We start from the raw sequence: 24,630 nt of genomic DNA, 5'->3' as shown, positions 1-24,630 counted from the left end.
TAATCGGAGGGTTTAATTTATCCATATTCGCCTTGCTACGTGGTCTAATAGGTACTTTCTGATATGTCTGAAACTTCACACCAATGCGTTATTATCGGTATTGCAGGCGCTTCTGCTTCCGGTAAAAGTCTGATTGCCAGTACAGTTTACAAAGAGTTAAAAGAAAAAGTCGGCGATCATCAGATCGGTGTAATCACGGAAGATTGTTACTATAACGATCAAAGTCACCTGACTATGGATGAGCGAGTTAAAACTAACTACGATCATCCAAGCGCGCTAGATCACAATTTATTATGTGATCATTTAGAGCAGTTAATGAAAGGTGAAGCAGTAGAAGTACCACAATATAGCTACAGCGAGCATACTCGTTTACAAGAAAGTACCACGATGACACCGAAAAAAGTGATTATCTTAGAAGGTATTTTATTGTTAACTGATCCTCGTTTGCGTGACATTATGCACGCTAGTATCTTTATGGATACACCACTGGATATCTGTTTGCTACGCCGTCTGCAACGTGATGTTGCTGAACGTGGTCGTACAATGGAGTCAGTGCTGGTGCAATACCAAAAAACGGTACGTCCAATGTTCATGCAGTTTATCGAGCCTTCAAAACAATATGCGGATATTATTGTCCCTCGTGGTGGTAAGAACCGTATTGCAATCGATGTGTTAAAAGCACACATTGCTAAATTGCTGCGTTCGTAATGATTTAAAATGAATAAGGCTGACAATATGTCAGCCTTATTTTTATGGCTATGATTGTTGGGTATAACCCTATTACCCTTTGCTGACCCATCAACGACACTGAGTCTTATTGATGTGTTTTGGTATACCACTCGCATGTGTTGAGCATGACAGGATAGAGTGTGTATTATGCAGGAGAGAGTTTAAATGAGACTTTGTGATAGAGATATCAGGGCTTACCTTGATGAAGGTAAAATCAGCATTGAGCCTCGACCATCAGATGATTGTATTAGTGGTTTAACGATTGATGTAAGTCTTGGAAATAATTTCCGCGTCTTTAATGATCACGGTGCGCCATTTATTGATCTATCGGGTAAAAAAGAAGATGTAGCCGCTCAGCTTGATAAAGTGATGAGTGATGAGATTGTGGTTGCGGAAGAAGATGCATTTTTTCTTCACCCTGGTCAATTGGCTTTAGCCGTGACCCATGAGTCTGTTACGCTTCCCGATAATATTGTTGGTTGGTTAGATGGTCGTTCATCATTAGCCCGTTTAGGCTTAATGGTGCATGTGACTGCACATCGTATTGATCCCGGTTGGTCAGGACGTATTGTGCTTGAATTTTATAATTCAGGTCGCCTACCATTAGCACTACGTCCCCACATGCCAATTGGTGCGCTAAGTTTTGAGACCTTATCTGGTCCTGCGGAAAAACCGTATAACAAGCGTATTGATGCGAAATATAAAAATCAGCAAGGTGCAGTGGCAAGTCGTATCAATGAAGATGACAAACAAAGTTAATCTGTTTAGATGCTAATTGTTATTGCCATCATTCAATAAATTATTAAAGGCAGCCCTCGGGTTGCCTTTTGTTTAGCTATTCTATTTATGATGAACTAATCTTGGGGTTGGTGGTCTTAATGACATTGATTTATAGGGTTAATTCTCAACCAATTATTTTTGTATAGCACACGATTTATTGTGACGCTATATGCATATCCGAGGGCGTAATGAAAAAAATACTGTATATATTACTCGGGCTGATTTTATTAGTCGTGATTGGTATTGGCGCACTAGTTACCTTTGTTAACCCTAATCAGTTTAAGCCGTTGCTGACTGAGCAAGTTAAGAAAATGACAGGCCGTGATTTAGTTATTAATGGTGATATTAGCTGGCGATTCTTTCCAACATTAGGATTAAGTGTTGGTGATACTGAATTTCGAAATCCGGCAGGGTTTGCTGAACCTAATTTGATTCAATTTAAGCAAGCTGATTTATCCGTGTCGGTTTTACCATTGCTATCTCAACATCTTGATATTGGTGAAATGCGGTTAGATGGCGCACATGTTTTTATTCAAACTTTAAATAATGGTGCGACCAACCTTGATGGTTTAACAGATAAGACCGCTGTTGCTGAAACAACAACGGGTAATACCGTGACACATGGTGAGAAAAATACGCATTGGAATGTTTCTGTCGCAGGCATTAAATTAGTAAATGCCAGTGCAGAAGTACGCAATGATAAAACCAAGATGGTCGCGCAACTTAATCACATTAATTTTACACTTGATAGCTTTCAGCCCCAAACATGGACCAAAGCCACTTTTGATGTGCAGGGTAATGTCAACGCATTAACCTTTAGTGCTCAAGGTAGTACTGAGATTAATCTTGCTGCTGATTATAAGAATGTGCGATTGAAAGCATTATCAGCAACAATGAACATGACCGACGGCAAAACTGAGATCAAAAATGCACAATTAGGACTGGATCAATTTAACCTTGGTCAATGGTCAAATATGACTTTCTCCGTTAATGGTAAAGTACCTAATCTAAATTTTGATACTCATGGCACAGCTAAAGTAAAATTATCAACAGATCATAATGTTATTACTGTTCAAGGACTAAAAGTAACTAATGATTTAGTGGGTAAAACATTACCACGACCAACGATAAACTTAGTGGTTGATGCGGATGCAACGTATGATATTAGCCAAAAATTAACCTTAGTAAGTCAGCTTTCCATTAATGCTGATGGTACTCAGGCTTCGGGTTCTGGTTCATATTTAGCCACTGCTATTCCTGATATTCGTTTTGCTTTATCAAGTGATAATATTAATCTTGATAGCTGGTTACCAGCAAAAACAGCCGTAGCTAATACTAACAATAGTACGACTGCCGCAGGCGCTGCCGCGATGAATGCACCAGTCGCTACTGAAAATAATGCGAAGACTTCAACCGCAGAACCTGATCTGAGTGCCTTAAAAAATATCAACCTTGCGGGTATGATCGCGATTAAGCAATTAACCGTTGATCACGCTAATGTGACAAATGTTAAAGTGGTAACATCGATTAAGCAGGGGGTGGCGACCATTAATCGGTTTGAAGCTAATCTATATGGCGGTAAGGTCACAGGCAGTGCGGCTATTGATGTAAATAGTGCATTACCAAGTTATCGTTTGAAAAATACTATTTCTAACGTAGATCTTTTACCGTTACTAAAAGCGGTTGCGAATAATAATTTGCTTGCAGGTAAAGCTAATATTACGACAGATCTAAGAGGTCAGGGGCTATCTGAAGCGAATATTCGTCATAACATTACTGGTTCAATTAAGGTCAATGTGTCTGATGGCGCAGTGTATGGCGTGAATATTCCTGATCTATTGCGTAATGCGAAAGCTAAATTCAAAGGTCAGGCCGATACGGGTACTGATACGGCGAAGAAAACTGACTTTTCAGCCTTAACAACAACGTTAAAGTTACATAATGGCACTGCATCAACAGATAATTTTAAGTTGGCATCACCATTAGTGGCAATCACAGGTCAAGGTAATACCAGCCTTGTTAATGAAAGTATTGATCTGATGATTAATTCTGAAATTGTGGCGAGTGGTAAAGGGCTGGATGAAATTAAAGGTATTGCTGTGCCTATTCATGTAAGTGGTACTTGGCAACAACCTAAATATAATTTAAATATTAAAGACTTATTTAAAAATAATGCAGCACTAGAAAGTAAAGCCAAGAAAGAAATTAATCGTGGTTTAGAGAAATTGCTTGGCGATAAAGCGAAAGATGAAAACATTAAAAATGTCGCAGATAAGCTTTTGAAAGGGTTATTTAATTAATCCGCCATTAGTGAAGTGGTATAGTTAATGTAAATTATGGTCGAAAAGGTTTGCCGTTATTGGCAAGCCTTTATTTTTTAATTATATAATCAATTGCGTAACAGGCAGTGAATGACTTGTTATTATTAGATTGGGTTTGTTTTTATCCATTGCTAATATTGTTGAGTATTTTTTTATGACACACCCAATCAAATTATGACTAATAAAACAATATCTTCTGAAAAATCGACATTACTCTCTAAAATTATGGGAGTGTTTACTCTTATTGGCAATGCGATTAAAGCATTACCTCCGATTGATCATTTCATTCGCGCAGCGGATCGTTTTAATGATCGTCTAGGCAGTCAGTTCGGTGCAGCAATTACCTATTTTTCTTTTTTATCATTGATACCCATTTTAATGGTGCTGTTTGCTGCAGCTGGTTTTGTGTTAGCGTCCAACCAAGTGTTGCTGACCAATATTATTGATAAAATTGTTGCCGGTGTAACGGATCCCAATTTAGCTAATACGCTTAAGCAAATGGTACAAACGGCGATTAACCAACGTACAACTGTGGGTTTGAGTGGTTTGGCGATTGCGCTTTATTCGGGCATTAGTTGGATGGGCAACTTACGTGAAGCGGTTCGCGCACAGACTCGTGATGTGTGGGAACGTAAACCGGAAGACAAAGAACATATTCTTCTACAATACTGTAAAGATCTTATTGGTTTAACAGGGTTAGTTGCTGCGTTGATTTTTACTGTGGTGTTAACCTCTGTTGCCGGTTCAGCACAAGCGACAATTGTTGATGCGCTAGGGTTAGGTGGAATCAGTTGGTTACGCCCAGTACTTACCACTATCGCACTGACTATTTCTATCCTAGCGAACTATTTGATGTTCTTATGGATATTTTGGATGTTGCCTCGTCGCCGTTTTAACCGTAAAACATTAATGCAGGGAACATTACTCGCTGCCATTGGTTTTGAAGCGATTAAGTTTGCCATGACGTTCTTACTACCTAAATTGGCAAGTTCACCCTCAGGTGCTGCGTTTGGCTCTATCATTGGTTTAATGGCTTTCTTCTATTTCTTTGCGCGCTTAACGTTGTTCTGTGCTGCTTGGATAGCAACCGCAAAAGAAAACCGTCCAGGTTATGGTGTTACAGAAACTTCTGTTACTGCAGATGGTGATAGTGAAGAAGAGTTGTAGCAATAATAATAAACTAAGTTTATAAATCAAAGGACAGCGTTGGTGCTGTCCTTTTTTTACACTTTCGTTACGAATAATACGTATTAATACTGTTTATATGCGGATGTTGAATGCAAGTTGATGAGTATTGCTGTCGCTGTATAAATAATCGCAGTGATTCATTTGTCATCGCTAGCAAGGCGGTAGTTACTTTATAGTGATGTATTTGTAATTATATGTAACCACTTTAGTGATAAAGTTGTTTTTCTGTGGCGACAGTTATTTGTGATAGTTCTCATAAGTGAAATTTAGCGTCTATTGCTATTAAGTAGTTTGATATTTATCAATATGGCTGATGAGTAGAAGAGGCATTTTGCTCCTAATAATCGGTACTTTGGTTAACAGAGTATCAATGATATATAGGGAGATAAGTCATGTTGTATTTGGAATTTTTATTCCTGTTGTTAGTGTTATATGCAGGTAGTCGCTTTGGCGGTATTGGACTTGGGGTTGTTTCAGGATTAGGTTTGCTGGTGGAAGTGTTTATCTTCCGTATGCCACCGACGTCACCACCGATTACCGTGATGTTGATTATCCTTGCCGTTGTGACATGTGCGTCAATTCTGGAAGCGGCGGGCGGCTTAAAATACATGCTGCAAATAGCAGAACGTATTTTGCGGAGTAATCCTAAGCGCGTCACTATTGTCGGTCCGTTAGTGACTTACGTGATGACATTTATGTTGGGTACCGGCCATGCGGTGTATTCAATTATGCCAATCATTGGTGATGTTGCCCTTAAAAATGGTATTCGTCCAGAGCGCCCAATGGCGGCTTCCTCTGTTGCCTCTCAACTTGCGATTACCGCTAGTCCTATTTCTGCTGCTGTTGTTTATTACCTTGCTCAACTGTCTACGATCACTGACTCTATTCATTTATTATCCATTTTGATGGTGACAGTTCCTGCAACATTAGGCGGTACATTATTATTATCATTGTACAGTTTACGTCGTGGTAAAGAGCTGGCTGATGATCCTGAATATCAACGTCGACTACAAGATCCTGTCTGGCGAGATCAAATTCTTCATACCACTAAAACCTCACTTAATGAGCAATTACCACGCTCTGCTATGCATGCCGTATTGTTGTTTGTGTTGGCGTTAGTAACGATTGTGATTGTGGCGATGGTGCCAGAAATTCGTACCATTGGTGATGCTAAACCTATTTCGATGTCATTAATTATTCAAATGATGATGCTAGGTTTTGGTGGCTTAATTCTTTTAGTGACACGCACTAATGTGCAGAAAGTCCCTGAAGGGGTAGTGTTTAAATCGGGTATGGTTGCTGCGATTGCTATTTTTGGTATTGCTTGGATGAGTGACACCTATTTCCAATATGCAATGCCATCGTTTAAATCGGGCATCACAGCCATGGTACAAGATTACCCGTGGACCTTTGCATTGGCGCTATTTACTGTTTCTGTGGTAGTTAATTCACAAGCAGCAACCGCGCGAATGATGCTACCTGTTGGTTTGGCTATGGGATTAAACCCTGCGTTGTTAATTGGCTTAATGCCAGCGACATACGGTTATTTTTTCATTCCTAATTATCCGTCAGATATTGCAACGGTTAACTTTGATGTTACGGGGACCACTAAAATTGGTAAGTGGTACTTCAATCATAGTTTTATGATGCCAGGTTTAATCGGGGTTATCTCTGCCTGTTGTATTGGTTACGTGCTCGCTCAAATGATCATTTAAGCCGTAATTTGTATCACTTTGTTGTGAATAGTTTTTAAATAATAAAGGGCGAATCATTAGATTCGCCCTATTAAATTTAATGTGTGGTGTATTTTAAATCTGACAATTAATCGTCAGATTGTTTCTTACCTGGCTCTTCTGGTTCTTCGTAAGGCCAATAGTGATGACCAATTCGAATTAAAACAGTCGCCGCGGCAAGAATAAATGCTGCCAGTGATAACCAAATAATAAATGTACCATCGAGCTCTTTCATACCAAGAGTGATATAACGGGCAATGGCCATTATGGCGATATACAGTGGATATCGTACTGGAATCTTACCGTGAGCCACAAATTGTTGCACCATGGCGAGGATTTCAAGATAGATAAACATTAATAATATGTCGGTTAATTGAATATTACGGTTAACAAACACATGGATAAATTCATTCACCATTGCAACAACGGTTGCTAGGGTGATAGCTATTAATAATATGGCTTCTAAAATATGAAAGACTTTTAGAAATGGTTTACTAAATGAGCGGGGTAAATGAGACGGCATATTTTCTCCAGCTATTACGCTGTTTATAATTTTAATAGGCATTTTTGTATTATAAAATGTAACGCTTATTCTAATAGTAAAATATCATTCAATGTAAATGAGTGTTAGTTTATTGTTCACATTGCTTTTTTTTAGAACGCTTGAAGCTGTTATCTTTACCAATCAACACCTTTGCGGGCTTTTATTCCTTGTTCAAAAGCATGTTTGACATTACGCACTTCAGAAACTGTATCTGCAATATCAATCAAACGGCGGTGAGCTGCACGTCCTGTAATAATAACGGTTTGGTGTGACGGTCTGGCGTTGATTGCGTTAATAATTTCATCTAAATCGACGTAGTCATAAGTCACCATGTAAGTGAGCTCATCTAGCAATACCACATCTAATGTACTATCCGCTAACATCGCTTTACAATCAGACCATGTCGCTTGAGCGGCAAGGGTATCTGCTGCTTTATTTTGGGTTTCCCATGTAAAGCCTGTCGCCATGACTGAAAATATTACGCCATGTTGTTGTAGCAAGTTACGCTCGCCACAATCCCACGTGCCTTTGATAAATTGACCAACACCACATTGTTGACCATGACCAACGGCGCGCGCAATCATGCCAAAACCTGAGGTTGATTTTCCTTTACCGTTCCCCGTAATAACCAGCACTAAACCTCGTTCTTGTTGGGCAGCATTAATTTTATTATCAACCTGTTCTTTTAAACGTTGTTGACGGGCTTGGTGACGTTCATCCTTGGTGGTTGAATCAACCATAATTTCCTCTTTGGTAACATTGCTGTATTTATCATAAATACAATCATAACGCATTGGTGATTATAAACGAAAGCCCGCGTAGTCACAGGACTACACGGGCTTTATTTTGATATTAACAATGATTAACCTAGAACATCAGTCGCAACTTTGTAGGTTGGATCTTCAATCATATCGACCTCTACTAAGTTACCTGCTTTTTGTAGTAATCGACGACATTCAGGACTTAAATGTCGAATATGAAGGTTTTTGTTACGATTTGCATAACGTTCTGCAAGGGTATCAATCGCTTCAATCGCAGAGTGATCGGCTACACGTGAATGGGCAAAATCAATAATCACTGTTTGTGGATCGTTAGGCGCATCAAATAGCTCTAGGAAATGAGACGCTGAGCCAAAAAACAATGGACCATTCACTTGGTAAACTTTGGCTCCATTGTTATCAATGTGCGAACTCGCATAAATTTGCTTGGCATGATTCCATGCAAACACAAGTGCTGAGTAAATAACACCAACGAACACCGCAACAGCCAGATCCGCGGCTACCGTTACACAGGTAACCAGAATAATGGTGAAGAAGTCATGTTTTGGTACTTTACGCATCATACGTAAACTTGCCCATTCAAAGGTACCAATCACCACCATAAACATTACACCAACCAATGCAGCCAGTGGGATCATTTCAATAAAGGCTGATCCAAATAGAATAAACACCAGTAGACCAATAGCAGCAGTAATACCTGATAAACGGCCACGACCACCAGAGTTAATGTTGATCATTGATTGACCAATCATCGCACAACCACCCATAGCACCAAAAACAGAACAGGTGATGTTTGCCATACCTTGACCGACACATTCACGGTTACCGTGACCACGGGTATTGGTCATTTCATCAATAACAGTTAGTGTCAGTAATGATTCGATTAAACCTACCGCGGCTAAAATCAAAGAATAAGGCAGAATGATTTTAAGGGTTGCTAGATTAAAGCCAACATCGGGTAGGGCAAAAGTGGGTAGTGAGCCTGCCAATGTTGCATTAGCGTCACCACTCATTGTACGCACAAAATCCACAACAGTACGTGAATCTAGACCTAATACATGCACCAGTGCTGTTACGGTTAAAATGGCAACTAACGAAGAAGGGACCGCTTTGGTGAGTTTAGGTAAGAAGTAAATGATAGCCATGGTTAACAACACTAAGCCCAGCATAATGTAAAGCTGAGTACCTTGCATCCATTCTAAGCCACCTGTTGTAGAAGGAACTTTAAACTGACCAAGTTGTGCTAAGAAGATAACTATCGCAAGACCATTCACGAAACCAATCATGACGGGATGCGGGACCATACGAATAAATTTACCGAGGCGGAATACGCCAGCCAGTATTTGAAATACACCCGCTAACATTACTGCGGCAAACAGGTATTGAATACCGTGTTGAGCAACAAGGCTAACCATGACAACAGCCATTGCGCCTGTTGCACCAGAGATCATGCCAGGACGACCACCAAAGATGGCTGTAATTAAACCAACAATAAATGCGGCGTACAGACCAACCATAGGATCGACACCAGCAACAAACGCAAAAGCAACCGCTTCTGGTACTAGAGCAAGTGCTACAGTTAATCCAGAAAGGATATCATTTTTGACTGATTGTTGTGAGACTTGAGGAAATTCAGGCATATATTAGGCGTTCTTCTCTTCGCTAAAATGAATGGATTATTTAAATGTATTGAGTAACAGAATGTTACCGAAAGATTTACAACGCTTCAACTTACGACGTTAAATGATGTAAAGATATGCTTTTTTACCATGTTAATGAAGTCAAACCCACTGATTGTTAAAAAAGATGGTTATTTTTGACTCAAAAGTGGAGTAATAAAAAAGCCATGCAGATGCATGGCTTTTTATTGGCAGTTTACACTAACTTAGTCAAAAGATGGCTTAGTCATTGGTGCTGCTGCTGAGTTGGTTGCTGTTTGGCTACCCGCAGAGCGTGTTGTTGCAAGCTCTCGTAGTGGTGCCGCTTCAACATGCACTTTTACTGTTGTTTCAACAGGTGCTGGCGCTTTAGTCATTGCTGCTACCGCATGGAAACCACGTGGAGATGTTGCCGTAACCGCGACAGCTTCAGTAACGATTTTCGTCATTGGTGCTGATGCTGTGTTAACAACAGGTGCTTCAACAACTGGCGCTTCAACGACAGGTGCTTCAACAACTGGCGCTTCAACAACAGGTGCTTCAACAACAGGCGTTTCAACAACTGGCGCTTCAACAACAGGTGCTTCAACAACAGGTGCTTCAACAACTGGTGCTTCAACGACAGGTGCTTCAACAACAGGCGTTTCAACAACTGACGCTGCACGTAATGGGAATGCTTTACCCATTGCAAGTTCAGGCATCGCAACACCGCCTAAAGCAGGTTTTGACTCAACTTCAGGTAATGCTTTCGCGATTGCTGAATGATTAGCAATGATAAGATCATCGTTAGTTTCAACAACAGTTTCAACCGCAGCTACAGGAGCTTCAATTGTTGGCTTAATGCGAGACCATACTTTGCCCATTGCCATTTCTGGTGTTGCTACACCTGATGTTTGGCGGGGTGCTTTTGGTTTCTCAACAATAGAAACAACATTTACCATATCGCTGATAGTGTCTGTTGCTTCAACAACGGCGTGTTCAACTGCATCAGCAACGTTGTAACAGCTTGGATCTTCATGCTGCTCGTAATCTTGTTTTTCACTACGTGTATCACGAATACGACGACGGCGTTGACCGCTAGCGCGTAGATGACGTGGTGAACGACGGTTACGACGTTGATTGTTGTCTTGCTCATTTGTTTCTGATTGCTCATCAACAATAGCGTGATCTTGAGTCGACGTTGTTTGCGCTTCTTTAGCAATCGTTGTACCCATTTCCATTAATGGTGATGGGGCAGTGATCGCTGCAGTTTCAACAATAGCTTGTTCTTCAACAACCGGTGCTGCTTTGTCAGTAATACGAATTTTCTTCTGTAACTGACGACGTTGACGACGCTGTTTTACCTTAACAACATTTTTGTCTTCGGCTTCAACTTGCTCTTCAACGACAACGTTTTGAGTCGCTTTTGCTTTAACTTCGTTTGCCTGTTGGCGTTGTTGCTTCTGCGCTTGAATCTCTTCTTTACGAGACTGGCGTTGCTGCTCTTTCGCTTCTTCAGAACGAGGTTGACGCGGTTGCTTAACTGGACGCTCGGCTTGAGGTTGACGGTTTTTGTCCGTGCGCTCATTGCGACGACGAGATTGACGCTGCTCGTTGTTGCGATCTTGTTGTTCAGCTTTGTTGTCTTGATCACTCTCTTGATTGCCATTACGGCGAGTGTTGTCACGGTTACCTTGACGGTCATTACGACGGTTATCAGGACGACGGTTATTGTTGTTGCGACGATTATTATTTGTTTGTTCTTTTGCTGGTGCTTCTACTTCTTGCTTAATCTCGGCTTTCTGCTCAGTACCGTTATTGAAGAATGAAGAAATTGCAGCAAAAATGCGGCTAAAGATACTAGGCGCTTGAGCAATAATCGTTTGTGGTTTAGTTGCCGGTTGTGCTTCTGGTGTCGCTACCACTGGCGCTGGTTGTTTTGGTGCTGCAAAGCCGTGTAGAACAGGTTCTTCACGTTTTCTTGTACTGCGCTCTTGTTGAGGAGCTTCAGTCGCTTCTGCTTCTTTCAGTGCATCAATCGCATTAGGAAGATGGTATGAAAGTGTCTCTTGCTCTTCACCTTCACGAATACGTAACACTTCAAAGTGTGGCGTTTCCATGTTGGCGTTTGGCACGATAACAACATGCACATTGTGATATTTCTCAATGTGCTGTACCGCAGGACGCTTTTCGTTCAATAGGTAAGAAGCAACAGGCACAGGTACAATTGCAAGTACTTGTGAGCTGTTATCTTTTAATGCTTCTTCTTCGATTAAACGCAAGATAGAAAGTGATAGTGACTCATTATCACGAACAACACCCGTACCTGTACAACGTGGACAAACGTGATGGCTTGCTTCAGCTAAAGATGGGCTTAAACGTTGGCGTGACATTTCTAGCAAACCAAAGCGAGATATACGACCAATTTGTACACGCGCTCGGTCAACACGAACAGCTTCACGTAAACGGTTTTCTACTTCACGTTGGTGACGAACTGGCGTCATATCAATGAAGTCGATAACCACAAGACCACCAAGATCGCGTAGACGTAATTGACGAGCAATTTCATCAGCGGCTTCTAGGTTAGTTTGTAATGCTGTTTCTTCGATATCGCCGCCTTTTGTTGCACGAGCGGAGTTGATATCAATAGATGTTAGTGCTTCTGTTGGGTCAATAACAACTGAGCCACCTGAAGGTAAACGAACTTCACGCTGGAACGCAGAGTCAATTTGGCTTTCAATTTGGTAGTGACTAAATAGTGGAACTTCACCTTCATAACGCTTAATACGCGATAAGAAATCAGGGCGAATTAATTTAATATGATCGCGTGCACGTTCAAAAATTTGTGGGCTATCGATAAGAATTTCACCGATATCACGACGTAGATAATCTCGAATAGCACGAGCAATAACATTACTTTCTTGGTGGATCAAGAATGGAGCAGCTTGAGATTCAGCGGCTTCTTTCACTGCATTCCAGTGATTAAGAAGAACATTTAAATCCCACTCAAGCTCTTCACCTGATTTACCTACACCTGCAGTACGAACAATTAGACCCATACCGTGAGGCAGTTCTAATGTGCTTAATGCAGCTTTAAGTTGTGTACGCTCTTCACCTTCGATACGACGAGAAATACCGCCAGCACGAGGGTTATTAGGCATTAACACCAAGTAACTACCCGCTAATGAGATAAAGGTTGTAAGTGCGGCACCTTTGTTGCCACGCTCTTCTTTATCAACTTGAACGATAACTTCTTGGCCTTCTTTCAAGACTTCCTTAATGTTAGGACGACCTTGGTAAGAATAGTTTGATGGGAAGTAATCTTTAGCGACTTCTTTTAAAGGGAGGAAGCCATGGCGTTCTGCACCGTAATCAACGAACGCAGCTTCCAGGCTTGGTTCGATACGTGTGATGCGGCCTTTGTAGATATTTGCTTTTTTAGATTCGTGACCAGGGCTTTCGATATCAAGATCAAATAGCTTTTGGCCATCAACTAATGCGACGCGCAACTCTTCCTTCTGAGTTGCGTTAATCAACATTCTTTTCATTATATTGTACTCATTATTGTCGTTGTGTATTAGCGCCGCTAATTACATCAATTTTTTGATGGTGCCTGACTCCAAGTCTGATGTACGGGTGCAACCTCACGGTTGGAATGCAGGAGTGCTCTATGGCCACACGTATTAGCCAACTGTGTCGAGATGGTTAGATCTGAAACACACAGCTGGTATCACCACATCGAGGTGTGGTTGTATCTGTTACATCAAAAAAATCTGTAATCTGACGCGCTAAAAAAAACTCCGGTAACCATAACGTCTTACGCCACGTGCTGCGTTTATCACCTGAGTTGTATATAAAATAGCCGAAATGGTGAGAGCATGCTCACCTTGTCAGTAAAATAAGCAAAAAAACTTATTCTAGAATGCAATCATAGCAGGCTCACTTTTTTGCGGCAATCTGCTTTATTTGCATGGTACAATCAAACTTATGACAGAAGATAAACCTAAAGTGCAATTCATCGATATTACTGATGATTTTGCTGGCCAACGGATCGATAATTTTCTCCGTGCTAGGCTTAAAAATGTACCAAAAAGTATGATTTACCGTATTTTGCGTAAAGGCGAGGTGCGAGTAAACAAAAAACGTATTAAACCTGAATATAAATTGCAGGATGGTGATCTCGTACGCGTCCCACCGGTTTTTGTTCCTGAGAAAGACGAACAAGCACCGATTAGTACCAAATTGAATAAAGTGGCCGAACTTGAATCATGCATTATCTATGAAGATGATCATGTATTGATTTTGAATAAGCCATCAGGCACAGCTGTTCATGGCGGTAGTGGCTTGAAGTTTGGTGCGATTGAAGCGTTACGTGCATTACGACCTGATGCTCGATACCTTGAGTTAGTACACCGTATTGACCGAGATACTTCTGGCATTTTGTTGGTAGCGAAGAAACGTTCTGCGTTACGTAAACTACAAGAACAATTTAGAGAAAAAACGGTTCAGAAATATTATTTTGCCTTAGTGATGGGGGAATGGAAGGCAAACTGTAAGAGAGTAAATGCACCGTTATTGAAAAATGAAGTTAACAGCATTGTACGTGTTAATCCGCAAGGTAAAGCTTCAGATACTCGCTTTAAAGTATTAGAACGTTTTTCTCAAGCGACACTGGTACAAGCAAGTCCAGTGACCGGGCGTACTCACCAAATTCGTGTACATTGTCAATATGAGGGCCATCCTATTGCTTGGGATGATCGTTATGGCGACCCACGTTTTGATGCTTACACTAAGAAAACAGGATTAGGACGCTTATTTTTGCATGCGGCGAACATTAAATTTACCCATCCACATACTGATGAGTTAATGGATATTAGTGCGCCAATGGAGCCAGTGTTAGAACGCTGTCTTGCCAAACTTCGCACCTTTTAATGATGTTAAAAAATCGTAAGGCGAGCATTGTGCTCGCCTTTTTTATTTTTATGATTTTTTATTTTTGTAATACCAATCCCATAAATTAAGAGGTCATCTTTATACAGTATTTGATTCCTTATCTCCCTCGTGAACCTTTATGGTTGGAAATGACACAAGAGCCTAGGAAACGAGAATGACACTTATTGTAATGGGGATAATACCGCAGCTGGCTTATAAAACCGCCAGGTGCTCATTGGCAAGCATTTCTCGTAAGGCAATTAGCGGTAATCCAACCAGTGTATTTGGATCTCGTCCTTCTAATCGATCAAATAATGCAATGCCCAATCCTTCACTTTTAAAACTGCCTGCGCAATAAAGGGGTTGTTCCTGAGCGACATAATGTGCAATTTCATTATCGGTTAAGGTTCTGAAGTGGACATGGAACGGTTCACAAATCACTTGTGTCGTTTGTGTGCGTGAATTATATAAGCATAAGCCAGTATAGAAGGTGATGACTTTGCCACTGGCTGCACGTAGCTGAGCACAAGCATTCGCTTCAGTATGCGGTTTTCCTAAAATTTCCCCGTCAATGACACATACTTGGTCAGAACCTATAATAAGATGGCTAGGGTGAGATTCTGCACAAGCGAGCGCTTTAGCTTGTGCTAATCGCATCACTAAAGCTGTAGCTGACTCATTGTCTAACATGGCTTCATTTACATTGGGGTTAGCTGTTGTAAAAGGAAGCTGTAGTTTTTCAAGCAAACTTTTACGGAATGGTGAAGTAGATGCAAGAACAAGTGACTGGTTCATAGGCTATTTTAGTTATCTAAATGAAGTAATCTCCTGAGTGTACTCATCGCTGTGATTCAAAGCCAGTGAGCTTTATTTATTGATTGTTTTGATTTCAATGCAGACAGACGATGTTATCGTTACAGCACAATGCTATTATAAGGCGCAATTATTGATTTAAATTCCACTAAAGCCAGTATTGGCTAGCATTTAAACAATGATTGAGTGATCTTTCGTCATTTTATCAGCAATCGTCAAGTGATTGAGTGATGAAGAAATAAAAACTTTTTAATGAGGAGGGGGAATGAATGTTGAACGAATTTTCATGGCAGCACGAGAATTGTTCAAAAGCTGTTAATTCCGGCACATTTCCTTTGACTCAACCAGACTATAAGGCTAATATTCGCGCCCTATGCAAAAGGTAAAATTGCCGATAAAGGTAGATCCAGTACGCACTGCACAGAAAAGACTCGACTATGATGGCATCATCAAAGCTGATCTTCTGTCTCGTTTAGCTGGCTCAACCCAGAGCGTAATAAGTGATGCAAACGTCAACTTGTCTTTTGACCTTGACCAACGTCGTATTCCTTTCATGCGCGGAAACGCAAGTGTAGATGTGATGTTGACCTGTCAGAGATGTCAGGAAGAATTTCCACACACAATTAGTGTTGAATTCTGTTATAGTCCGGTTCGTGATGAAGAGGCTATTGATAAGTTACCGGAAGCCTATGAGCCGACAATTGTCGATGAAAATGGCGAGATTAACCTAATTGAACTCATCGAAGATGAATTGATGTTAGAATTACCACAAGTCGCAAGACATGATGATGACGATTGTAAGATCGGCACACATAACTTGTCTTTTGGTGAGATCCCCGTTGCTGATGAGCGTCCGAATCCGTTTGCAGTATTGAAAAATCTTAAAAGTTAAATTTAACAGGAGTAGGGTTAATGGCCGTACAAAAGAGCAAAAAATCACGTGCAGCACGTGGTATGCGTCGTTCACATGATGCGCTAACTACAGCAGCAGTATCTGTAGATTCAGCATCAGGTGAAACTCACCTACGTCACCACGTGACAGCTGACGGTTTCTACCGTGGCCGTAAGGTTATCAACAAGTAAGGTTGAACCTTGATGGGTCTTACCGTTGCACTTGATGCAATGGGCGGGGATTTCGGTCCTCAAGTAACAGTGCCTGCCGCCGTGCAGGCACTGTTGCATTCGCCTGAGCTCAAACTCATTCTATTTGGTGATATTAGTGCTATCACTGCCCAGCTAACTCTTCTTAATAAGCTCAATCATCCTCGATTGTCTATCGTGCATTGCGATAACGTTATAGCCAATGAAACACGTCCATCACAAGCATTACGCCATAGTAAAGGCTCTTCAATGCGCATGGCTCTAGATGCTGTTGCCGCAGGTGATGCAGATGCCTGTGTAAGTGCGGGCAATACGGGGGCATTAATGGCTTTGTCCCGTTATGTGCTCAAACAACTCCCAGGTGTTGAACGTCCCGCTTTAATTTCAGAAATTCCTAATCGTCACGCTAACCACACTTGGTTATTAGATCTCGGTGCCAATGTTTCCTGCGATGCAGATACTTTGTTCCAATTTGCCGTTATGGGATCTGTGGTCGCGGAACAAACATTAGGTTCACCACCTCGCGTGGCATTACTTAATATTGGCGAAGAAGCCATTAAAGGGAATGATCTGGTTAAACGTTGTGCTGAAATGTTGAGTCAATCTTCCGATATTAATTACATTGGCTATATTGAAGGTCATCAATTGTATTCCGATAAAGCGGATGTGATTGTATGTGATGGCTTTGTCGGGAATGTGAGTTTAAAAACCAGTGAAGGGGTAGCAAACCTATTCATTGATTGTATTAAGCGTAATATTGGTCGTAATCCATTTAAGCGATTGATTGCTAAATGGCTATTTCGTGAACTGTTTGATAGCTTACAGCAATTGAACCCCGACCAGTATAATGGCGCAAGTCTGTTAGGATTACGCGGTATTGTCGTTAAAAGCCATGGAAGTGCCGACACCACAGCTTTGGAGAATGCCATAAGCCAAGCGGTTTATGAGATTAAACGCCAAATACCGATGAAAATCAGTGACCGTCTGGAAGAGGTCTTATTAGAGAGGCATTATTAGTCTTCATGTATAGCAAAATTTTAGGAACTGGCAGCTATTTGCCAACACAAGTTCGCACCAATGCGGATTTAGAAAAAACGATAGACACCAGTGATGAATGGATCGTTGCTCGTACTGGTATTCGTGAGCGTCGCATTGCATCGGCTGACGAAACAGTGGCAGTGATGGGTTATCATGCTTCTTTAAACGCGATTGAAATGGCTGGCATTGATAAAGAAGATATCGATCTTATTATTGTTGCTACGTCTAGTGCAAGTCACTCATTTCCCTCTGCGGCTTGCCAAGTACAAGGCATGTTAGATATTAAAGGTTGTCCTGCTTTTGATTTATCTGCGGCATGTACAGGCTTTGTTTATGCATTAAGTGTTGCTGATCAGCATATTAAAACGGGCATGGCGAAAAATGTATTAGTGATTGGGTCTGATGCACTTTCTCATCATTGTGATCCACAAGATCGCTCAACCATTATCTTATTTGGTGATGCGGCAGGTGCGGTTGTTCTTGGCGCAAGTGAAGAGCAAGGTATCATTTCAACGCATTTATATGCTGATGGTCATTTTGGTGGTTTGCTAAGCCTTGCTGTACCAGAACATGATAAAGACTTTGATGCAAATACTTGGCTTTACATGGCAGGTAACGAAGTATTTAAAGTTGCTGTAACACAACTGTCTAATTTGGTTAAAAATACGCTTACTGCCAATAATATGGATAAATCTGAACTTGATTGGTTAGTACCACATCAAGCGAACATGCGTATTATTTCAGCAACAGCGAAAAAATTATCAATGTCGATGGATCAAGTGGTGGTTACACTGGATCGTCATGGTAATACGTCGGCGGCAACAGTACCGACAGCATTAGATGAAGCGGTACGTGATGGCCGTATTCAACGTGGTCAAACGTTATTATTAGAAGCGTTTGGTGGCGGTTTCACTTGGGGCTCTGCACTAGTGAAATTTTAAACTAAATCAAAATCGGTTTAGTTTTACGCGTTAAAAGAATTTTGCGATAAGGCAGAAGGTTGAATATAGTTAACGCTGTCTTATTAGCCTATTAATTTACTGAACGATCAGTATATAAAGAATAAGGATTCTCAAATGTCTAAGTTCGCGATTGTTTTCCCTGGACAGGGTTCTCAAACTGTTGGCATGCTTGCTGATTTAGCAGAGCAATTTGATGTGGTTAAGCAGACGTTTGCTGAAGCCTCTGATGCGTTAGGTTACGATCTATGGGCGTTAGTTCAAAATGGTCCTGTTGAAGATCTTAACCAAACTCAGCGTACACAACCTGCGTTATTAACTGCATCTGTAGCTATTTGGCGTGTATGGCAGCAGCAAGGTGGTGAACAACCTGTTGTTTTAGCTGGTCATAGCTTAGGTGAATACTCTGCACTTGTTTGTGCGGGTGTGATTGATTTCCAAGCGGCAGTTAAGTTAGTTGAGCTACGCGGTAAGCTAATGCAAGAAGCTGTACCAGCTGGTGTGGGTGCAATGTCTGCAATTATCGGCTTAGATAACGACGCTATTGCAGCCGCTTGTGCGCAAGCAGCAGAAGATCAAGTGTGTTCTCCTGTTAACTTTAACTCGCCAGGCCAAGTGGTTATTGCGGGTAACAAAGAAGCAGTAGAACGTGCCAATGTATTGTGTAAAGAAGCCGGTGCTAAGCGTGCATTGCCATTACCAGTTTCTGTTCCTTCACACTGTGCGTTAATGAAGCCTGCGGCTGACAAATTAGCTATCGCATTGGAAGGCTTAGCATTTAGTGCACCGACTGTGCCTGTAATCAATAATGCTGATGTAGCGACTGAGACTGATCCTGTTGCGATTAAGTTGGCACTTGTTAAGCAACTATATAATCCAGTACGTTGGACTGAGTCTGTTGAGCGTATGGCGGCTGAAGGCGTTGAAGAATTGCTAGAAATGGGACCGGGTAAAGTATTAACCGGTCTGACTAAACGTATTGATCGTGCACTTGGCGGCGCAGCAGTCAATGATGTTGCATCATTAACCGCAGCACTAGCGAAGTAATTAAGCTTAAAAGAGGATTTACAATGAGTCTGGAAGGTAAAATTGCACTAGTTACAGGTGCGAGTCGTGGTATTGGTCGTGCTATCGCTGAAATCTTAGTTGAGCGTGGCGCGACAGTAATCGGTACAGCAACCTCTGAGAGCGGTGCTGATGCGATTAGTGCGTATCTTGGCGATCACGGTAAAGGTTTTGCGTTAAACGTAACCTCACCAGAGTCAATTGAAGTAACATTAAAGCAAATTAAAGAACAATATGGCGATATTGACATTTTAGTGAATAACGCTGGTATTACTCGTGATAATCTACTTATGCGTATGAAAGACGACGAATGGCAAGATATCATGGATACCAACCTAACGTCGGTTTTCCGTCTGTCTAAAGCCGTGCTACGTGCTATGATGAAAAAACGTAATGGTCGTATCATTAGCATTGGTTCTGTTGTTGGCACTATGGGCAACGCAGGTCAGACAAACTACGCAGCTGCTAAAGCAGGTTTGCTTGGTTTTACAAAATCGATGGCACGCGAAGTTGCTTCTCGTGGAATCACCGTTAACGCAGTTGCACCCGGTTTCATTGAAACGGATATGACAAAAGCGTTAAATGATGATCAACGCGCTGCAACGTTAGCAAATGTTCCTGCTGGTCGTTTAGGCGATCCGCGCGAAATAGCAGCGGCTGTTGCTTTTTTAGCCTCTGATGAAGCTGCTTATATAACAGGCGAAACATTGCACGTTAACGGCGGCATGTATATGATTTAAGCAAATTTGTTGTAATACTTCATGATTCAAGTCAAATTGAACTATTTTTCTGGTTAAATCGTGGTTTGACCAGCATTATGAGTGTTGCAACTTTTGCTGTAATGAATAAACTACAACAAATCGCATTAGCGAATTCTTGTTAAAGGAAATATATTAGTATGAGCAACATCGAAGAACGCGTAAGAAAAATCATCGTTGAGCAACTAGGCGTAGACGAAGCAGAAGTTAAAAACGAAGCATCTTTCGTTGACGATCTAGGTGCTGATTCTCTAGATACAGTTGAACTAGTAATGGCTCTTGAAGAAGAATTCGATACAGAAATCCCTGACGAAGAAGCTGAAAAAATTACTACTGTTCAAGCTGCAATCGACTACGTAAACAGCGCACAGTAATATAAAAATGAATATTCCCAGGCGGTCATTATGACCGCCTGTTTTTTTTCACTTCCTGTTTTATCCTCAATTCCCGGAGAAATTAATCGTGTCTAAGCGTCGTGTAGTTGTAACTGGCATGGGTATGCTTACCCCGGTTGGTAATTCTGTTGAATCTTCTTGGAAAGCTTTACAATCTGGCACTAGTGGTATCAGTACCATTCAACATTTTGATGCAAGCGCATTTGCTACTCAATTTGCCGGAATGATCAAAGACTTCAATTGTGAAGATTACATGTCTAAGAAAGATGCACGCAAAATGGATTTATTTATCCAGTACGGCGTTGCAGCTGGCGTACAAGCATTCAAAGATTCTGGTATTGAAGTTACTGAAGAAAACGCACCACGTATCGGTGTCGCTATTGGTTCTGGTATTGGTGGTCTTGGTTTAATTGAAGCTGGCCATCAAACATTGATTGACAAAGGACCGCGTAAAATCAGTCCGTTCTTTGTACCATCAACAATTGTTAATATGATCGCAGGCCACATGTCTATCATGTACGGTCTACGTGGTCCAAATATCGCGATTTCTACTGCGTGTACGACGGGCCTTCATAACATTGGCCATGCTGCACGTATGATTGCATACGGCGATGCTGATGCAATGCTGGCGGGTGGTGCAGAAAAAGCATCAACAGAGCTAGGCATGGCAGGCTTTGCTGCTGCAAAAGCATTATCAACACGTAATGATGATCCTCAAGCGGCTTCTCGTCCATGGGACAAAGATCGTGATGGTTTCGTATTAGGCGATGGTGCTGGTGTGATTGTGCTTGAAGAGTACGAACATGCCAAAGCACGTGGCGCAAAAATTTATGCAGAGCTTGTTGGCTTTGGCATGAGTGGTGATGCTTACCACATGACGTCACCAAGTGCAGACGGTTCTGGTGGTGCATTAGCTATGGAAGCTTGTATTCGCGATGCGGGTATCAATGCTGACAAGATTGGCTACATTAACGCACACGGCACATCAACGCCTGCGGGTGATAAGACTGAAACATTAGGCATTAAACGCGCGCTAGGTGCTGCTGCGGATAGTGTTATGGTTTCATCAACTAAATCAATGACTGGTCACTTGTTAGGTGCTGCTGGCTCTGTTGAATCAATCATCACTATTTTAAGTTTGATTGATCAAGTAGTACCACCAACAATTAACTTGGATAATCCAGGTGAAGGTTGTGATCTTGATTATGTTCCAGGTGAAGCACGTCAAGCTAACCTAGAATACGCATTATGTAACTCATTCGGTTTTGGCGGCACTAACGGTTCGTTATTGTTTAAGAAAATTTAATTCACTTATTTGCGTGTTGAGCAATAAGTGCCATAACCTGATATGATTAAGTAGCCTGATATTTCGATATCAGGCTATTTTTTTATCTGTACAAAGGAATACTTAATGGCCCTAGTGAACAGTTGTGAACAACAGCAACTTGCTATTACCGATCGCGCGACTCAATATGGTGATGGTTGCTTTACAACAATGCTGGTTGAACATCAGCAGGTTCAATTATGGTCATTGCATTTAGCGCGTTTTAAAGTAAGCCTTGAAAGATTAGCAATAGCTGCACCTGATTGGCTGCAGGTATATACTGACGTTGCTGCCCTTGCATTAAAATATCCACATCAAGGCGGTATCAAAATTTTAATTAGTCGTGGCAGTGGTGGCCGTGGCTATAATCCAGCTGGGTGTCATGATACTCAAGTGATCATCACCCATTTTGAATGGCCATTGCATTATCAACAGTGGCAACAACAAGGAATTACATTAGGTGTATGCCAGCTACGAATGGGTAATAGCCCAATGCTCGCAGGAATGAAGCACCTAAATCGGCTTGAACAAGTATTATTGAAACAAGAAATTGAAAAAACGGGTTGGGTTGATGCAGTTGCATTAGATAGCGATGGCCGCGTTATTGAAACAACTGTTGCGAATCTATTTTGGCGTAAAGGTAATACTGTATATACTCCAGCGCTGCAACGTACAGGTGTTGCAGGGGTTATGCGTCAACGGGTGCTTGATATGCTTAATGAATTAAATTATGACTATCAAGTGGGTGACTTTGCCCTTGAAGCTGTACTGACTGCGGATGAAGTTTTTATTACTAACGCATTGATGACGTTAGTACCTATAAATCAAATACAAACAACACAATATAGTGAACGTACAGTGTTCAAAATACTATGGAAGAGGTTACATTCGTGCTAAAGAAGTTGATTACTGTGATTTTTATATTGCTATTATTAATAGCAAGCGCGGCTGGTTGGGGATATTTTCAAGTTAAATCAACGCTTGATAAACCAGTACTGACAGAACAACAAACATTTATTACCGTTAAGACGGGGACATCTTTCCGCGGGCTATTAACGCAATTAAGTAATGATAAGCTAATAACAATATCACCATGGTTACGTTGGGTTGGGTATTTGGAACCAGCATTAACAGACATTAAAGCAGGTACGTATGCTATCAAACCGCAAGCGTCTTTGTATTCTGTCTTAACCATGATCACCGAAGGTAAAGAATATCAATATGCGATCACGCTGGTGGATGGTGAACGTTTTAGTGAATGGCGTGAGTTGTTACAAGCTGATCCTCATTTAGCTCATACCACCGATGATATGACCCAAGCGCAAATTAGCGCTGCGGTTGGTATCGATAATGATAAAATTGAAGGTTATTTTCTGCCGAATACATATCACTTTACTGCGGGCACGAGTGATATCAGTATTTTAAAGCGTGCACATAGTGCAATGATGAAAGAGTTAGATCTTGCATGGCAGCAACGCGCGTCAGATTTACCTTTAAAAACGCCGTACCAAGCGTTGATCATGGCATCTATTATTGAAAAAGAAACAGCCGTGGCCAGTGAGCGTGGTTTAGTGGCATCTGTCTTTATGAATCGTTTACGCGCCAATATGCCATTACAAACTGATCCTACGGTTATTTATGGTATGGGCGATAAGTATAACGGCAACATTACGAAAAAAGACCTACGCACACCAACTGCTTACAACACCTACACCATGCGTGGTTTACCGCCAACGCCAATAGCAATGCCAAGTAAGGCATCTATCATGGCTGCCGTTGATCCCGATAACAGTGACTTTTATTATTTTGTTGCTGATGGTAAAGGGGGTCACAAGTTTTCAACTACATTAGTCGAGCACAACCGCGCGGTTCGTGCCTACCTTAAAATATTAAGAACACAGAAATGATCGGTAAATTTATTGTCATCGAAGGCCTTGAAGGGGCTGGTAAAAGTACAGCTATTGCACAAGTTATAGCAACATTAGCGCAGCATGGTATTACAAACCCACAATCAACACGTGAACCTGGTGGCACTCCGTTGGCAGAGCAAATGCGCGCCTTAGTTAAACAAGGTCATCCTGATGAGCCTTTAACGGATATGGCAGAGTTATTACTGCTGTATGCGGCGCGTATTCAATTGGTTGATAATGTAATTAAACCTGCTCTAGCTGAAGGACGGTGGGTGGTGGGTGATCGCCATGATATGTCATCACAGGCTTATCAAGGCGGTGGTCGTGGTTTTGATCAATCATTGATGGAAAACCTGCGTGATACCGTTCTAGGGGATTTTCGTCCTGATCTGACTATCTATATGGATATTGATCCTGTATTAGGCTTACAGCGCGCACGTGGCCGTGGTGAGCTTGATCGTATTGAACAAATGGATATCAGTTTCTTTGAACGTGCTCGTGAGCGCTTTTTAGCATTATGTCACAATCAACCTAATGTGATTATTATAGATGCGAGCCAAACTTTAGAACAAGTTACTGCCGATTTAACCCAAGCATTACAGTCTTGGTTGGAGCAACAATAAT

22 protein-coding genes are annotated in these 24,630 nt (G+C 41.4%); 17 read left to right on the top strand and 5 right to left on the bottom strand.

What is annotated here, in order from left to right; all coding sequences use genetic code 11:
* Window positions 1-63: 63 nt before the first annotated feature.
* The 5 genes from udk to C9I86_RS04660 all read left to right on the top strand — a co-directional run bounded on the left by udk (window position 64) and on the right by C9I86_RS04660 (window position 6,733).
* A complete protein-coding gene (udk, locus tag C9I86_RS04680; RefSeq protein WP_080157880.1) occupies window positions 64-708 on the top strand; it encodes a uridine kinase in 645 nt (214 codons plus the stop codon).
* A 186-nt stretch (window positions 709-894) separates the two neighbouring features.
* Entirely contained in the window at window positions 895-1,488 is a 594-nt protein-coding gene (gene dcd / locus C9I86_RS04675; RefSeq protein ID WP_107275765.1) for a dCTP deaminase, read from the top strand.
* Between the two features lie 209 nt (window positions 1,489-1,697).
* Window positions 1,698-3,809 carry an AsmA family protein gene (locus tag C9I86_RS04670; protein ID WP_080157878.1) on the top strand — a complete coding sequence of 704 codons (2,112 nt, stop codon included), beginning with the start codon at window positions 1,698-1,700 and terminating at the stop codon, window positions 3,807-3,809.
* Window positions 3,810-4,055: 246 nt separating this feature from the next.
* Window positions 4,056-4,997 (top strand): inner membrane protein YhjD, encoded by a 942-nt coding sequence (gene yhjD, locus C9I86_RS04665; protein ID WP_241956847.1) that lies wholly within the window; start codon window positions 4,056-4,058, stop codon window positions 4,995-4,997.
* 413 nt (window positions 4,998-5,410) lie between these two features.
* Entirely contained in the window at window positions 5,411-6,733 is a 1,323-nt protein-coding gene (locus C9I86_RS04660; RefSeq protein ID WP_080157876.1) for an anaerobic C4-dicarboxylate transporter, read from the top strand.
* Window positions 6,734-6,839: 106 nt separating this feature from the next.
* Here the strand turns inward: C9I86_RS04660 and C9I86_RS04655 are convergent, their stop codons facing one another.
* The 4 genes from C9I86_RS04655 to rne form a co-directional block, all read right to left on the bottom strand.
* Window positions 6,840-7,274 (bottom strand): phosphate-starvation-inducible protein PsiE, encoded by a 435-nt coding sequence (locus tag C9I86_RS04655; RefSeq protein WP_080157875.1) that lies wholly within the window; start codon window positions 7,272-7,274, stop codon window positions 6,840-6,842.
* Between the two features lie 155 nt (window positions 7,275-7,429).
* Window positions 7,430-8,035, bottom strand: a complete 606-nt coding sequence (gene cobO, locus C9I86_RS04650; protein WP_080157874.1) for a cob(I)yrinic acid a,c-diamide adenosyltransferase — start codon at window positions 8,033-8,035, stop codon at window positions 7,430-7,432.
* A 122-nt stretch (window positions 8,036-8,157) separates the two neighbouring features.
* A complete protein-coding gene (locus C9I86_RS04645) occupies window positions 8,158-9,714 on the bottom strand; it encodes a SulP family inorganic anion transporter (RefSeq protein ID WP_080157873.1) in 1,557 nt (518 codons plus the stop codon).
* Window positions 9,715-9,959: 245 nt separating this feature from the next.
* A complete protein-coding gene (gene rne / locus C9I86_RS04640; RefSeq protein WP_107275763.1) occupies window positions 9,960-13,259 on the bottom strand; it encodes a ribonuclease E in 3,300 nt (1,099 codons plus the stop codon).
* Between the two features lie 439 nt (window positions 13,260-13,698).
* Here rne and rluC point away from each other — a divergent pair, with 439 nt between their 5' ends.
* On the top strand, window positions 13,699-14,643 hold the full coding sequence (gene rluC, locus C9I86_RS04635) for a 23S rRNA pseudouridine(955/2504/2580) synthase RluC (protein WP_080157871.1): 945 nt from the start codon (window positions 13,699-13,701) through the stop codon (window positions 14,641-14,643).
* A 213-nt stretch (window positions 14,644-14,856) separates the two neighbouring features.
* Here the strand turns inward: rluC and C9I86_RS04630 are convergent, their stop codons facing one another.
* Window positions 14,857-15,438 (bottom strand): nucleoside triphosphate pyrophosphatase, encoded by a 582-nt coding sequence (locus C9I86_RS04630; protein WP_080157870.1) that lies wholly within the window; start codon window positions 15,436-15,438, stop codon window positions 14,857-14,859.
* A 391-nt stretch (window positions 15,439-15,829) separates the two neighbouring features.
* On the opposite strand from C9I86_RS04630, the gene yceD reads away from it, so the two are divergent.
* The 11 genes from yceD to tmk all read left to right on the top strand — a co-directional run bounded on the left by yceD (window position 15,830) and on the right by tmk (window position 24,629).
* On the top strand, window positions 15,830-16,348 hold the full coding sequence (gene yceD, locus C9I86_RS04625) for a 23S rRNA accumulation protein YceD (RefSeq protein WP_080157869.1): 519 nt from the start codon (window positions 15,830-15,832) through the stop codon (window positions 16,346-16,348).
* Window positions 16,349-16,368: 20 nt separating this feature from the next.
* Window positions 16,369-16,539 carry a 50S ribosomal protein L32 gene (rpmF, locus tag C9I86_RS04620; RefSeq protein ID WP_006231206.1) on the top strand — a complete coding sequence of 57 codons (171 nt, stop codon included), beginning with the start codon at window positions 16,369-16,371 and terminating at the stop codon, window positions 16,537-16,539.
* Between the two features lie 9 nt (window positions 16,540-16,548).
* Window positions 16,549-17,574: a phosphate acyltransferase PlsX gene (plsX, locus tag C9I86_RS04615; RefSeq protein ID WP_199190740.1), complete on the top strand. Its 1,026-nt coding sequence runs from the start codon at window positions 16,549-16,551 to the stop codon at window positions 17,572-17,574.
* 5 nt (window positions 17,575-17,579) lie between these two features.
* Window positions 17,580-18,536: a beta-ketoacyl-ACP synthase III gene (locus tag C9I86_RS04610; RefSeq protein ID WP_080157867.1), complete on the top strand. Its 957-nt coding sequence runs from the start codon at window positions 17,580-17,582 to the stop codon at window positions 18,534-18,536.
* Window positions 18,537-18,671: 135 nt separating this feature from the next.
* The gene (fabD, locus tag C9I86_RS04605; protein ID WP_080157866.1) at window positions 18,672-19,601 is read left to right on the top strand and encodes an ACP S-malonyltransferase; all 930 of its coding nucleotides are present in this window, start codon (window positions 18,672-18,674) and stop codon (window positions 19,599-19,601) included.
* A gap of 23 nt (window positions 19,602-19,624) precedes the next feature.
* Window positions 19,625-20,359, top strand: a complete 735-nt coding sequence (gene fabG / locus C9I86_RS04600; protein WP_080157865.1) for a 3-oxoacyl-ACP reductase FabG — start codon at window positions 19,625-19,627, stop codon at window positions 20,357-20,359.
* A gap of 158 nt (window positions 20,360-20,517) precedes the next feature.
* Window positions 20,518-20,751, top strand: a complete 234-nt coding sequence (gene acpP / locus C9I86_RS04595) for an acyl carrier protein (protein WP_027697107.1) — start codon at window positions 20,518-20,520, stop codon at window positions 20,749-20,751.
* Between the two features lie 88 nt (window positions 20,752-20,839).
* Window positions 20,840-22,078, top strand: a complete 1,239-nt coding sequence (gene fabF, locus C9I86_RS04590) for a beta-ketoacyl-ACP synthase II (RefSeq protein WP_080157864.1) — start codon at window positions 20,840-20,842, stop codon at window positions 22,076-22,078.
* Window positions 22,079-22,183: 105 nt separating this feature from the next.
* Complete coding sequence (gene pabC, locus C9I86_RS04585) at window positions 22,184-22,993, top strand: aminodeoxychorismate lyase (RefSeq protein WP_080157863.1); 810 nt, start codon at window positions 22,184-22,186, stop codon at window positions 22,991-22,993.
* Entirely contained in the window at window positions 22,987-24,003 is a 1,017-nt protein-coding gene (gene mltG / locus C9I86_RS04580) for an endolytic transglycosylase MltG (RefSeq protein ID WP_080157862.1), read from the top strand. The genes pabC and mltG overlap by 7 nt, the downstream gene beginning before the upstream one ends.
* Window positions 24,000-24,629, top strand: a complete 630-nt coding sequence (gene tmk / locus C9I86_RS04575; RefSeq protein ID WP_158258916.1) for a dTMP kinase — start codon at window positions 24,000-24,002, stop codon at window positions 24,627-24,629. The genes mltG and tmk overlap by 4 nt, the downstream gene beginning before the upstream one ends.
* Window position 24,630 lies beyond the last annotated feature (1 nt).

The sequence above is a fragment of the Photobacterium sp. NCIMB 13483 genome, assembly GCF_003025475.1.
Classification (GTDB): Bacteria; Pseudomonadota; Gammaproteobacteria; order Enterobacterales; family Vibrionaceae; genus Photobacterium; species Photobacterium piscicola.
The sequence above is the reverse complement of the archived record's forward strand: the minus strand, read 5'-3'. Positions and strand labels throughout refer to the sequence as shown.

What these genes read in the sequence shown, in the direction of transcription:
- fabG (WP_080157865.1), top strand. Translation starts at nt 19,625, where the DNA reads ATGAGTCTGGAAGGTAAAATTGCACTAGTTACAGGTGCGAGTCGTGGT.
- C9I86_RS04610 (WP_080157867.1), top strand. Translation starts at nt 17,580, where the DNA reads ATGTATAGCAAAATTTTAGGAACTGGCAGCTATTTGCCAACACAAGTT.
- rne (WP_107275763.1), bottom strand. Translation starts at nt 13,259, where the DNA reads ATGAAAAGAATGTTGATTAACGCAACTCAGAAGGAAGAGTTGCGCGTC.
- pabC (WP_080157863.1), top strand. Translation starts at nt 22,184, where the DNA reads ATGGCCCTAGTGAACAGTTGTGAACAACAGCAACTTGCTATTACCGAT.
- dcd (WP_107275765.1), top strand. Translation starts at nt 895, where the DNA reads ATGAGACTTTGTGATAGAGATATCAGGGCTTACCTTGATGAAGGTAAA.
- cobO (WP_080157874.1), bottom strand. Translation starts at nt 8,035, where the DNA reads ATGGTTGATTCAACCACCAAGGATGAACGTCACCAAGCCCGTCAACAA.
- C9I86_RS04630 (WP_080157870.1), bottom strand. Translation starts at nt 15,438, where the DNA reads ATGAACCAGTCACTTGTTCTTGCATCTACTTCACCATTCCGTAAAAGT.
- fabD (WP_080157866.1), top strand. Translation starts at nt 18,672, where the DNA reads ATGTCTAAGTTCGCGATTGTTTTCCCTGGACAGGGTTCTCAAACTGTT.
- acpP (WP_027697107.1), top strand. Translation starts at nt 20,518, where the DNA reads ATGAGCAACATCGAAGAACGCGTAAGAAAAATCATCGTTGAGCAACTA.
- rpmF (WP_006231206.1), top strand. Translation starts at nt 16,369, where the DNA reads ATGGCCGTACAAAAGAGCAAAAAATCACGTGCAGCACGTGGTATGCGT.
- udk (WP_080157880.1), top strand. Translation starts at nt 64, where the DNA reads ATGTCTGAAACTTCACACCAATGCGTTATTATCGGTATTGCAGGCGCT.
- C9I86_RS04645 (WP_080157873.1), bottom strand. Translation starts at nt 9,714, where the DNA reads ATGCCTGAATTTCCTCAAGTCTCACAACAATCAGTCAAAAATGATATC.
- C9I86_RS04655 (WP_080157875.1), bottom strand. Translation starts at nt 7,274, where the DNA reads ATGCCGTCTCATTTACCCCGCTCATTTAGTAAACCATTTCTAAAAGTC.
- rluC (WP_080157871.1), top strand. Translation starts at nt 13,699, where the DNA reads ATGACAGAAGATAAACCTAAAGTGCAATTCATCGATATTACTGATGAT.
- yhjD (WP_241956847.1), top strand. Translation starts at nt 4,056, where the DNA reads ATGGGAGTGTTTACTCTTATTGGCAATGCGATTAAAGCATTACCTCCG.
- C9I86_RS04660 (WP_080157876.1), top strand. Translation starts at nt 5,411, where the DNA reads ATGTTGTATTTGGAATTTTTATTCCTGTTGTTAGTGTTATATGCAGGT.
- C9I86_RS04670 (WP_080157878.1), top strand. Translation starts at nt 1,698, where the DNA reads ATGAAAAAAATACTGTATATATTACTCGGGCTGATTTTATTAGTCGTG.
- yceD (WP_080157869.1), top strand. Translation starts at nt 15,830, where the DNA reads ATGCAAAAGGTAAAATTGCCGATAAAGGTAGATCCAGTACGCACTGCA.
- tmk (WP_158258916.1), top strand. Translation starts at nt 24,000, where the DNA reads ATGATCGGTAAATTTATTGTCATCGAAGGCCTTGAAGGGGCTGGTAAA.